The sequence below is a fragment of the Sphingobacterium sp. R2 genome, assembly GCF_040760075.1.
Lineage (GTDB): Bacteria > Bacteroidota > Bacteroidia > Sphingobacteriales > Sphingobacteriaceae > Sphingobacterium.
The window spans coordinates 3,150,662-3,164,017 of record NZ_CP142884.1 but is presented as its reverse complement, the minus strand read 5'-3'; the positions used below and the strand labels follow the sequence as shown (position 1 = coordinate 3,164,017).

General features: G+C 41.5%; 7 protein-coding genes. 6 read left to right on the top strand and 1 reads right to left on the bottom strand.

Features of this window, described 5'->3' with window-relative positions; all coding sequences use genetic code 11:
* Positions 1-3,186, bottom strand: coding sequence for a SusC/RagA family TonB-linked outer membrane protein (locus tag VXM68_RS13020; protein WP_367208954.1), 3,186 nt, complete (start codon positions 3,184-3,186; stop codon positions 1-3).
* A 376-nt stretch (positions 3,187-3,562) separates the two neighbouring features.
* On the opposite strand from VXM68_RS13020, the gene VXM68_RS13015 reads away from it, so the two are divergent.
* The 6 genes from VXM68_RS13015 (at position 3,563) to VXM68_RS12990 (ending at position 13,178) form a co-directional block, all read left to right on the top strand.
* On the top strand, positions 3,563-5,083 hold the full coding sequence (locus tag VXM68_RS13015; RefSeq protein WP_294184574.1) for a PQQ-dependent sugar dehydrogenase: 1,521 nt from the start codon (positions 3,563-3,565) through the stop codon (positions 5,081-5,083).
* A gap of 5 nt (positions 5,084-5,088) precedes the next feature.
* On the top strand, positions 5,089-6,321 hold the full coding sequence (locus tag VXM68_RS13010; protein ID WP_120334769.1) for an Nramp family divalent metal transporter: 1,233 nt from the start codon (positions 5,089-5,091) through the stop codon (positions 6,319-6,321).
* 7 nt (positions 6,322-6,328) lie between these two features.
* On the top strand, positions 6,329-7,351 hold the full coding sequence (locus VXM68_RS13005; RefSeq protein WP_367208953.1) for an NAD-dependent epimerase/dehydratase family protein: 1,023 nt from the start codon (positions 6,329-6,331) through the stop codon (positions 7,349-7,351).
* Positions 7,351-8,412: a dihydrodipicolinate synthase family protein gene (locus VXM68_RS13000; protein ID WP_367208952.1), complete on the top strand. Its 1,062-nt coding sequence runs from the start codon at positions 7,351-7,353 to the stop codon at positions 8,410-8,412. The genes VXM68_RS13005 and VXM68_RS13000 overlap by 1 nt, the downstream gene beginning before the upstream one ends.
* Positions 8,413-8,680: 268 nt before the next feature.
* Positions 8,681-9,874 (top strand): MFS transporter, encoded by a 1,194-nt coding sequence (locus VXM68_RS12995; RefSeq protein ID WP_294184582.1) that lies wholly within the window; start codon positions 8,681-8,683, stop codon positions 9,872-9,874.
* A 418-nt stretch (positions 9,875-10,292) separates the two neighbouring features.
* Positions 10,293-13,178 carry a triple tyrosine motif-containing protein gene (locus VXM68_RS12990; RefSeq protein ID WP_367208951.1) on the top strand — a complete coding sequence of 962 codons (2,886 nt, stop codon included), beginning with the start codon at positions 10,293-10,295 and terminating at the stop codon, positions 13,176-13,178.
* Positions 13,179-13,356 lie beyond the last annotated feature (178 nt).

The following is a 13,356-nucleotide window of genomic DNA, read 5'->3' as shown; positions in this document are numbered from 1 at the left end:
TTATAAGTCAACATTCAGTCCAACCACAAAACTCTTCGTCATCGGATAAGCATCATTGGTATAGGTACTTTTCTCCGGATCTAAGCCTTTAAAGCTCGTCAATACCGCTAAATTATCGACCGAACCAAATACGCGTAACTTCTGGATGCCCAGCTTCATCAGTAATTCTTTCTTAAAAGTATAGCCAAGCTGCAGATTTTTCACCCTTAAATAAGACATGTTTTGCAGCCAAAATGTGCTCAAATACGCATTTGGACTCGTTGATCCTAATGTACTTGGAAGCAACTTAGGATAATCAGCATCGCGATTGTCCAGGCTCCACATATTATTCCACTGGTCCTCAGTAATAGCCTGATTTGCCGTTCCTAAAAAGTTCGAATTCGCTTTGTTCATCCAAAATTCCTTTCTTCCTGTGGCAGCCTGCAACAGGAAAGAAAAATCAAAACCTTTGTAGTCCACCGAACCTCTAAATCCGTAATTCACCTTTGGTCTACCCAGTTGATAAGCTGGATATGCCACACGGTCATTCGCATCCAATTTGCCATCACCATTGACATCTTTCAACAAAATATCTCCCGGGGAAGCGCCCTGAGGAACAGCATTATAGACATCCTGCCAAGACTGAGCAATGCCCAACGATTCGAAAGCATAGATAAAATTATAAGGCATATCAATAAATACCGAACCTCTTTGCAACTGCTCATTCCAGGACAGCAGCTTGTTCTTGTTATACCCAACATTAAAGTTCAGCATGTAACCCACATCGCCCTTTCGGTCATTCCAGGTAACATTTGCTTCCAGCCCTTTATTCATCATATCACCAATATTACGTCGGGGGGCAGTGAATAAACCCGTCAGATGCATGGATACATCCGAAGGCCTGTTCATACCGATCGTCTTTCTTTCGTAATAATCCAGCTCCGCAGTCAGTTTATTTTTAAAGAATCCAAGATCCAAACCCAAATTAAACACACGTGTCTTTTCCCAGGTAAGATCATAGTTGATCAGTTTCTTATTGATCAACCCTTTGACAACAGACCCTGTTCCTGTACTATTGTCAATCAAATAATAAGGACTAGAGACCAAAGATTGCTTCTGCTCATACAATCCGACACCACTATTATTCCCCAAAGAACCATAAGAAGCTCTAAATTTGGCCGAACTCATCCTGATCTTTTCCTTGAATGCCGACATAAATACCTCGTCTGAAATCCGCCAGCCCACTGCCGCTGATGGAAAAAAGCCATATTGATCACCCGGCAAGAAACGTGATGAACCATCTACCCGGAAGTTCCCTTCAAACATATACTTTCCGAAGGCCGTATAATTTAATCGTCCAATATAAGAACGCAAACCTTCTGCCGATGATGATCCCGACACATTTTGCACGTCTTCAGAAGCGCCATCAATTTCATGTAAACTAGGATGCAAACGATCTAAGCGACTACCTGCCAAAACACGATTGTTCCAATATTCTTCTGAATACACGGCCAAAGCAGAGAAATCATGGTTAGCGCCAAACTTATGATCGTAACTCAATTTGAAGTTCAGCTGGGTTTTGTAATTGTTTCGGTCTGTATTATATATCCCATCATTTGTCGGCACAAGATCCCGGATAGACAATCCCGTCCGGATGTTATATAATTTTGTCGGCATATCTGCCTTCCATTGAAAACGCGTATCATAATTTAGGGCATAATCCACTTTAGCCTCAAATCCTTTAAATGGCTTCCAGTTTAAATAACCATTCACCAAAGCCTGCTTTTGATTCAGGTGGTTTTGGTTGCGCGTCATGTAATCGGCATAAATATTATTGGCCTGCGGACTTTCATTGTAAGACATTGCACCGCCATAAAAACCGGTAATAGGATCATAAGGCAATATACCTGCTGGTGAGGTAAACAGATCCATCCCACTTGTCGAGTTGGCAGTCATACCGTCTTCGTAGTTATAACGGTAATCGGACCAGTTTCCGGAGAACCGCACTCCAGCACCGATGGTGTTGGTTACTTTGGTTTCGAAGTTAAATGCAGCATTATAACGTTTAAAATCATTATTGATCTGTATCCCCTTCTCATCCAGCATACCGACAGACAAATAGTAATTATTATTTTCAGTCCCCCCATTAATGGAAACATTATAATTCCCACTTTGACCATTGCGGAGAATAACATCCCACCAATCGATACTTGGATATAATCTCGGGTCGATCATACTTAAAGCCAACCATTCGTCGATGGTTCCATTCTTAAAATTGAATGCAGATGCGGCCGTATTATAGGCCTGTGCCCTTTGAGTAGCCGTCATTGCTTTTGCATAATTATTGACAAAATCAAAAGAGCGGGTAGGTTTCACCAGCGATTTGTTGGCACTAAAGGAAATAGCCGTCCTACTGTTTCTTTTACCAGACTTTGTCGTGATCAATACAACCCCATTAGCCGCTCTGGAACCGTATACAGCAGCGGAAGAAGCATCTTTCAGTACGGTCACACTTTCAATATCATTCACATTCACACGATTCATATTGACATCGGGCATTCCATCAACCACGATCAGCGGTCCAGCACTGTTGACCGTCCCCAATCCCCGAATCAAAAGATCCGCTGCATTATTTCCGGCCATTCCGGAGTTTTGACTTACGGCCAAACCAGGAATAACACCTTGCAATGCCTGCGAGGCATTGGAAAGACCCCGACTCGAGGTCGATTGATCAAAATTGACACTGGCCACAGCACCAGTCAAGTTGCCTTTTTTCTGCTTACCATACCCCACCACAACAACCTCATCCAATGCATTTTCGCTCGCATCAAGCACCAAAGCCTGCACATCTTTCCCCGACACCACTTTTGTATTAAAACCGATTAACCGAAATTGAATCTGATCGGAAACGGACCCCGTTAATTTAAAACGGCCTTCTTGATCCGTAACGGTAACAGTTGCATTTTTAAGGTTACGCACTTCTACACCGGACAGTGGCTGCCCTTTGGCGTCCAGCACCTGCCCGACAAGCTGCTGCTGAAATTTAGCTAAACCCGACGAAGGGTTTAAAACATCCGAGATCGGAATCTTTCCATTGTTAAGGGAAGAAGGTACATTTGCCAATGCAGCCATCGAAATAAAAGGTAGCCCCACCAAAAGGCAACTCCTGTTTATTACATCCCGGATTTTAATCTGCTTTAGTATCATGAATACTCAGGTTAAAGTGGTTAAATAAATGATTTATAAGCTCTTTAGTTTATTGGTATTTTTTCAGGAAACATAACGCTCGCCCCTAATATGGTCTAAATTGTATTTCCATCGCTATCATAGTGAATACAATAATATATATTTTTTGTATACAATTCAATATTTTTTTTACTTTTTTACAAAAATAGGCTGGCGAACAAGTTCGTGACAATTCCACAACACCGCTCTTTTAGCTGTGTAATTATAAACTAAATCGTATTTAGCCTAGGCTGATAAAATATTTTTGTATACAATTTTACTTATTTTTTGTATATTTATTTTTATTCAACTACATTTGACTAACCAAATAAATCAAAGGAATAACCGTAGATCCTATATGAAAAAACAAACCTATATTTGGCTTGTATCGCTGATCCCGCTACTATCCTCCTGTTCTTCCGAGACGGAAAGAGAAAGTAAGCCAATAAATAACATCCAACTGGAGCACAGCATACTATCGCTATCAAAAGAAGCTACAAAACTCCATGTGCCATGGGATTTACAATATGACCGGATCAACGATGCCATTCTGTTTTCTGAAATTGGAGGAAGTATACGAAAACTGGATACTAGAACAAAAGCTGTTACTTTAGTGGACAGCCTCACCGACGTTTACCACCAGCGCACGTTGGGACTATTGGGAATGGCACTGTATCAACCCGAACAGCAACAGGCCTATCTTTACCTTTCTTACACCAGCAAAAAGGACAGTCTCATTTTCTCCAACTTATACCGCTACGATTATAGTCCGGTAGGCAAGTTGTCAAACCCAAAATTGCTTTTACAGATTCCTGGAAACACCGGACACAACGGTTCGAGGGTTATTGTTTCGACAGACAAAAAAGTATATTGGGCTACAGGAGATGCCGCGAGTGATACCTTTGCGCAAGACAGCACCTCATTAAATGGCAAAATCTTACGCCTCAATCTCGACGGGAGCATCCCAAAAGACAATCCAATTGCAAACAGCTATGTCTATGCATGGGGATTTCGGAACATGCAGGGACTTACCCATGATGCAAAAGGCTTAATTTACACGTCCGAACATGGCGATGCCATCGAGGATGAAATCAACCTGATCCAACCCCTAAAAAATTATGGCTGGCCGCAGATCGAAGGTATGATTGATACGGAAAAGGAAAAAACTATTGCCAAAAACTCCCCAAGACAGGAGCCTATTAAATCGTGGACTCCGGTCGTTGCACCATCCGGTATGGCGTATTACAGTTCCAATGTTATCCCTGAATGGCAACATAGTCTATTGCTCGCGACTTTAAAAAATCAGTCTTTACGTATTCTAAAATTATCCGCCGATGGTCAACAGATCATCGATGAGAAGATCCTATTCAAAGATCAACTTGGCCGGCTAAGATCCGTATTGACCTTACCCAATGGAGACATTTACTTCTGTTCAAGCAATCGTGACTGGAATCCGCAAAAGGGATTTCCAAAACCCGATGACGATGTGATCTATCGTCTCCGTATTACCGATAAAGCCTCTGCACCAATGATTAAACCCCTTGCAGCCAACACGGCCAACTCCCCTGCCAAAAGTGGTCAGGCATTATACGAAGCCTATTGCGCATCTTGTCATAAAGCAGATGGAAAGGGACTTACAAATACCTTTCCCCCATTAGCCAATTCATCTCTTGTCAAAGGCGCCCCAGCACCGCTATTGCAGGTTATCCTCCATGGACTGAAAGACAAAACAATAAACAACGTCAAATACGAAAGTGCAATGCCATCTTTTTCATTCCTGAAAAATGAAGAGGTCATTGAAATCACCAATTATATCCGCACACACTTTGGCAATTCTGCCCCTAAAATCAACCAACAGCATTTAACCTCATTACGATAAATTTCATGGAAAATAACCTCGAGCCAAAACCCTCTTTATTGAAAAGTTGGCTATCCATCTTAGGTCCCGGCATCATTACCGCCGCCCTGGTTTTCGGGCCCAGCAAAATGACCATCACATCAAAAATGGGTGCAGACTATGGCTTCTCTCTATTATGGGTTGTCGTCGTCGCCATCTTTTTTATGATGGTTTTCACCAATATGGCGGCACGTATCGGTATCGCGAGAGACGAATCTTTACTTGTTTTAATTCGCCAGAAATTTGGTAAAACAACATCCATCATCATTGGCCTTGGAATCTTCCTCGTTGCAACCTGCTTTCAATCGGGAAATGCCACAGGTGTCTCTATTTCCGTTTCGGAAGCCACGGGGACAAACCCCAAAATATGGATCATCGTTTTTAATGTCATCGGTATCCTACTGTTGTTCTTCAAGTCTTTCTACGCGCTATTGGAAAAGCTTATGCTTGGACTTATCATCCTGATGTTATTTGCTTTTCTTTCTACAGCCATTATGATAAAGACACCCGCACAGGACTTTTTCTTAGGTTTTATTCCCAGCATACCACCTTCATCAGTAGGTTTGATCATCGCTTTTACGGCTTCTTGCTTTTCGATTGTGGGCGCATTTTATCAAAGTTATCTTGTTCAATCAAGAAGAAAATTATCGGCCAACAAACAGCGTACTGAACGACAGATAATCGGTAGCCGAATAGGTATTATTATTCTTGGCATCATGAGTGCAGCCGTTATGGTCTGTGCGGCAAATACGCTTCATCCCCAAGGGATCAAGTTAAATTCTGCCGCTGAGATGGGCCGTGCACTGGAACCGCTTTTGGGAACCTATGCTTCACACCTCTTTTTTATCGGTCTATTCGGTGCCTCCTTTTCCTCCTTGATCGGCAATGCCGTCTTAGGCGGATCCTTACTGGGCGACACCTTTGGCTTCGGCAACGATCTCAATCACCCTAAAGTGAAACTCTTTATTTCTTTGGTCATGATTTTTGGGTCTGCCATCGCGCTTATCTTCGGAAATCTTCCCTTGGAGCTTATTGTTTTTGCGCAAAGCATCACCATTTTTTTAGTCCCCTTTATTGGTATTATCCTCTTTCTGATCGCGAACGACAAAGAAATTATGGGCGCGCTCAGAAACAGCCCCTTAACGCGATTATGGGCTATCCTCGGACTTATATTACTCGTTTTTCTTGCTTTTAGTAATCTCTATAATTTAATCAAATAATTCAGACATGGACCATAACAATTTAGCGGAATTGGAACAGCAGCTGCTTGCACCATCATTAGATCTAATTGAAGATATAAAAAAGATACAAGGTGATATCCTTTTCCTAGGTATTGGCGGAAAAATGGGGCCAAGCATGGCAAAACTAGCCATGCGGGCCATTCAAGCTGCAGGAATAGACAAAAAGGTCATTGGTGTTTCGCGTTTTTCAACCAAGGAACTTCAACAGGAACTGGAGGATCTAGGCATAAAGACAATCGCCTGTGACCTATTGAATGAGAAAGAACTCAAAAAGATCCCGCAGGTTCCGAATGTCATTTACCTCGCAGGACATAAATTCGGCACCACGGGAAATGAAGATTTTACCTGGGCGATGAATACCTATCTTCCCGGAATGGTGGCTTCTCATTTTCAAGATTCCAACATTGTTGCTTTTTCTTCGGGTAACGTACTTCCATTTGTACCGATAAGCAATGGCGGCGTTTCTGAGGAAAAAACTCCGGAGCCTGTCGGCGAATACGCACAATCCTGTTTGGGGAGAGAGCGGATATTCGAGTATTTTTCGAAGAAAAACGGTACACCTACCCTGATCTACCGATTGAATTATGCGGTGGATTTTCGCTACGGTGTGCTCGTAGAAATTGCCAAATCGGTCAAAGGGCAGCTCCCAATAGATTTGACAACCGAAAACGTCAACGTCATCTGGCAGGGAGATGCCAACGAAATTGCCTTAAGATCATTACTGCACTGTCAGTCTCCAGCCAAAATACTGAATGTCACGGGACCTGAAATCCTTTCTACACGATGGATCGCAGAGCGGTTTGCCGAGCATTTCAACACCAGGCCGATATTTGTAAATGAACCCGCCGGAACCGCTTTACTCAACAATGCGTCCGAATGCCATCGTTTATTTGGCTATCCGAAAACAACCATACGCGAAGCGATAGACATTACTGCCAAATGGTTGACCCAAGGCGGCGAACTATGGAATAAGGACACGCATTTTCAAGAACGAAAAGGAAAATTCTAATGAAAACTTTAGACAACAAATTACAACAGTTGCTTTGGGAAGGAACGGTTATTCCGGCACATCCCCTTGCCTTAAATGAGGACCGCAGCATTGACGAGAAGCATCAACGGCTCCTGACGCAATATTACATAGCCAGTGGAGCCGGTGGAATCGCCGTAGCTGTACATTCAACCCAATTTGAAATCCGTGACCCCGAGATCAACCTTTTTGAAACCGTATTGAGATGGGCTAGCGAAGAAGTCGAGAAAGCGGCACTCCAACGACCATTTATCAAAATTGCGGGCATCTGCGGTGCCACAGAACAAGCGGTACAGGAGGCAACGACTGCACTTAAATACGGTTATGATATTGGACTTTTGAGTATGGGCGGCCTGCAGAGCTGGACTGAAAATGCCATATTAGATCGAGTCAGAGCAATAGCAGCCATTATTCCTGTCTTTGGATTCTATCTTCAACCCGCCGTTGGTGGCCGTATTTTCTCCTATTCCTTTTGGCAGCAGTTTGCCGAAATCGACAACGTTGTCGCTATCAAATGTGCGTCGTTCAACCGCTACCAAACATTAGACGTTATGCGTGCTATAGCCAACTCCTGCCGACGAGATCAAATTGCCATGTACACGGGCAATGATGACAATATTGTCAACGATCTGATGAGCGTGTATAATTTCCCCGTAGCGGGAGAAAACGTCGCCATAGAATTTAAAGGTGGACTATTAGGCCACTGGGCTGTTTGGACCGCAAAAGCTGTTGAACTCCTTCAGGAAATAAAAACATACAAACAGGACCCCAATAACCTCCATGCAAGTCATCTCCTGAGCAAAGCGATTGCTGTAACAGACAGCAATGCAGCTTTTTTTGACCCAGCAAATGCATTCCATGGCTGTATACCAGGCTTACATGAGGTGCTCCGCAGACAAGGCCTGATGAAAGGGACCTGGTGCCTAAACCCCAACGAAAATCTATCCATCGGACAGCAAGAAGAAATAGACCGTGTATATAAAGACTACCCAGACTTAAACGACGATGAATTTGTCAAGGAATTTTTAAAATCGAGATCCTAATAGGTTAATCTCTTCAAAAGGTCCCATTGCCCCAGGCTCGTCACGATTGCCAGAGCAATGGGCCTTTTCTTTTACCTGCTATTCTTATTTGACGAATCAATGACCAAGCAAGGAAAATAGTGGATAGAACGAAAGGTTTGCTTTTTATAACTTTGCGTCATGAAATTTTTGAAAATAGCATTAACCTCCAGCCTTCCGTGACAAGCCTGCTATTCAAGGCAGCGTGAACGTCCACAGCGACGGAAAATAAATAAAAATTTTATAAAGGATGGAAAAAAACACTACCCCACAACAGTCGCTTATACCGACGATACTTGCATTTGCACTTGTTCCGATTACTGGGCTTGCCACAGATATTTATCTTCCTTCAATGCCACAAATGGCGCAGGAACTTGGCTTAAATGAAAGCAAGATCCAATTGACGCTTTCGCTTTTTCTAATTAGTTATGGTGTCGCTCAATTCTTCACAGGAGCTTTGGTGGATGCCTGGGGAAGGTATCGCATAAACCTCATTTCACTTTTTCTTTTTATTATCAGTTTTTGGGTCACGGCACACACGCAGGATATCTGGGTTATCTACCTAATGCGGATTTTACAGGGAATTTTATCGGCATTTGTTGTCATCTCCAAAAGAGCCTATTTTGTGGATGTCTACGACGGTGAGCAGCGTAAGCACTACCTGAGTATCATGACCATCGTCTGGTCGATCGGACCGATTGTGGCACCATTTATCGGTGGTTATCTCCAAACACAATTTGGCTGGCGTTCTAACTTTATGGTCCTGGCCGCCTATAGTGCTGTACTCTTTGTACTTGAACTGATCTTTTCCAGCGAAACAATCAGACAGAAAAAGCCCCTTCACATCGATTATTTGATTAGCGAGTTTAAAATGATGCTAAAAAGCACCGATTTTACCTTCGGCATATTCATGTGCGGCATATCCTATGGCCTGGTCATGTTCTACAATCTCAGTGGCCCCTTCTTTATTGAGCATCAACTGGGATATAGCGCGATTACCACTGGCTACACCTCCCTTATTATGGGTTTAGCCTGGATGTGTGGTGGATTTATTGGAAAAGCATTGATCAAAAAGGCATTGATACCCAAACTGAGAATTGCAAACTTTATTCAAATATTGCTTATCATAGGCATGCTGATCGTTTCACTTTATAAAGCGAATTTATACACGCTGACGTTCTTTGCATTTGCGGTACACTGTACTGCCGGATTCGTTTTTAACAATTATTTCAGCTATTGTTTGGGAAGATTTCCATTGTCGGCCGGTATTGCCGGAGGGTTAGTAGGCGGAATAACCTACCTGCTCACATCTTCACTCAGTTACATCACGGTAAGCTTGGTAAACCCTTCTTCGCAGTTTCAGATTGGATTAGGTTATGGCATATTTTCCATATTGGGTTTGATCACTTTATATGTGATTAGTAAGCTCGTCAAGAGCAGCTAGTTGTTGATTGAGTCTTGCACACAAAAAACACAGCTCACCTGTAGTCGTTTGTCCACAAAAACGCACATACAAGATAAATTGTTTTTAACTTAGTATCAAAAACAACTATATTTGTATCATCATAATTTAGGTTTATAATTGGTTATTTAAGGTTTTCATTCTCCCCGTTTGAAAACCTTTTTTTTATCCTATTTTTTTAGTCTACCGGATAGCACTTGTTCTGGTCTTTTGTGCCGCACCCTAGCTATCAAAAATCAAAGTATCGAATGAAATACGTAGAATCAACCAAATGATGTTTTTGCTCCAATAAAATGGATGCCGTAAGGACCTTTCAACGTGCTATACAAGCTCGGAGATTACCAATTTTCCAATAAAATCGATATATTGTACCCCAAATCAATTTTAAGTGAGGGAGTCGATGACAATAAAAAAATATAGGAGCGTCTATATCTTTTGGTTTTGCACCATTTTATTTATTTTTCCAAACTGCAGCTATTGCCAGACCATCATACCTACAGGTACACCTTTTGTAAAACAATTCAAAAAAGACCAATACAAGGCTGGAAATCAAAACTGGTCCTTGGCAGTAGATAAAGATGGTCGTATCTATAGTGCAAATACTGAAGGTCTATTACAATTTGACGGACAGTATTGGCGTATCTTTCCGCTTCCAAATCATTCCACCGTCCGAAGTGTTTCGATCGGTAAAGATGGGAAGATTTATACCGGTGGCAGAGGAGAATTTGGTTATTGGACTGCTAAGCCTTTTGGAAACTTGACTTATCATAGTCTTTCGAAGCTTGTACGTGACAAGACCTATTTTCCAAACGAAGAAATCTGGAAAATCATTGTAGAAGACCAACGCGTATTTTTCCATACCTTTTCCAAATCATATATTTGGGAAAAAAATACGATAAGACAGTTAACGGCAGAAGGAGAACCTTTTTTATTTCCGCATCAGCTTAATGACCAGTTGTTTTTCGAACAACTACCAAGTGGTCTGCATGAATATAGACAGGGTAAATTGATTCCAATCAAAGGAAAAGACGTCTTAAGAGATAAAAATGTACTCGCCCTATTGCCTTTCGACACAAATACTTCGCTCATTGCCACCGCAAGAAATGGCCTTTATCTGATGAAAGCGGACGGAAGTATCGAACCTTGGTCTGTTCCTGCAAATCAGCTATTGAGCCAATCACAGGTAAATAATGGCATCTACCTCTATGATGGACAATATGCTTTTGGAACCATCCAGAACGGCGTTATCATCATCAACAAAAATGGCAAAGTCATTCAACACATCAATAAAAACAATGGTCTGCAAAACAATACGGTGCTCAGTATCGTAAAAGACAACCAAAAGAACATCTGGGTAGGGCTGGATAATGGTATCGATCGTATTGAAATCAATTCCCCTATTTCATTTTATACAGATTTTATTGGAAAAATTGGAACGGTCTATACATCTATTATCTATCAGGGAAAAATCTACCTGGGCACCAATAAAGGATTATTTTCCAGTGAATGGAAGGGATTGAACAATTACAATGCATTAAACTTTTCTCAGGTTCCAAATTCAAATGGCCAGGTTTGGACGTTAGCATTATTCGGTGATGAACTCATCTGTGGCCACAACGATGGGACCTTTAAGCTACTAGACGGCCGTCTGGAAAAGATTTCACAGATCACTGGCGGGTGGATTTTCAAACCTATATTTGGCACGAGAAATATCCTCCAAGGAAATTATACTGGTCTCTCAAAATTTACCTTCGATGGTATGCACTTACAATTTGTGCAGCAATTTGAGGGTATTAAGGAGCCCATTCGATTTTTAGCCCAAAAAGATACTCATTCCTTTTGGATTGGAGACTGGGGACAACTACAACTTATCGGATTTGACCCAAGTTTTCAACAGGCAAATATATTATTCTCATCCAAACAAGACAGTGTTGCCTCGAAGAGACAATTTAAAGGAGTTTATACGTTAGAAAATAATCTTGTATTCGCCACCGACAGCGGATTCCTCCAATTCGACAATATCGTAAAGCGATTCAGTTATGCAAATGAATTGAACGCCGCATTAGGTACCTATAGAAACTCCAATAAGATCATACCGATCAACACAAACAGTTATTGGTTGATTCAGAAGACTAAAATTGCTAAAGTAGATTTTGATAGCAAGGGTAAGTTACGCATTGACTCCAACCTATTAAGTCCACTACAGGACCGAATGATGAATAATTATGAAAACATCCTTCCTATTGAAAATCAATATTACCTCATCGGTCTAGATGATGGGTTTGCGATCTATCGACATACAGATAAATCACAAAAACATAGGTTGCCACTTCCGCAAATAGCGCAGCTCTTCAACTTGACCACCGGACAAGCTATCTTTCCAGATTCAACGTTTAAATTATCGTCTTCAGACAATAACCTGAGAATTAGCTTTTCGAGCCCCTATTACTCATCTTCACCACTCCAATATCAATATTATCTGGAGGGATACTCAGACAATTGGTCTGAATGGAGTGAGACGGCCTACCAGGATTTCACAAACCTGCCCTATGGAAAATTCCAAATTAAAATAAGAGCAAAAAATAATATGGGGATGGTTTCTGAAATCCAATCATACTCCTTTACCATTCAGCACCCTTGGTATCTATCCTGGTGGGCAAAGGCTTTGTACACGCTTGCCATTTTAATACTGCTATATTTTGCCTATATCTTTAATGTTCAACGTGAGCGTAGGCGTCAGTTTCAAATACGGCGAAAATGGCTCGAAGAAAAAAAGATTGCTTTGGAACGCGAAGCTGAAAAAAAGGAAAAGGACTGGATCAAACTGAAAAACCAGCAATTGGAAGACCAGCTTCAATTAAAAAACAAAGAATTGGCGAATGCAGCCCTCAATATCGTCTACAAAAATGAGATGTTGAACAACTTGCATGACGAACTTAAACAGCTTAAAGATGCGGATGGAAACAAATTGAGTTCGGATGAGCTGAAAAAAATCAATAAGCTCATAGATGATGCCCATAATGACGACCGTGACTGGCATATATTTGAAAGAAGTTTTAATGAATCGCATGAAAACTTCTTCAAGAAATTGAAGCAAGAATTTCCTGATCTAGTCCCCAATGATCTTAAGCTATGCGCCTATTTACGGCTCAATATGTCCAGTAAGGAAATCGCTTCGCTGCTCAACATTAGTACGCGCGGGGTCGAGATCAGACGCTATAGATTACGCAAAAAACTAGGACTTCCAACAGACAAGAACCTATCTGAATTCCTGTTAGAACGTTAAATTCCCCTTGCAAACACTACATCATTACCACACACACTCTTTAGTGTACAAAACACACTAAAGAGCGCATTATCTGCTCAAAAAAATTGATTTAAATAACTGACTATCAAAAATATAAGATACACATGAAATACATTTGAGCAGGCGGAATTTTCGTGTAGTAGTGATGTGCAAATGT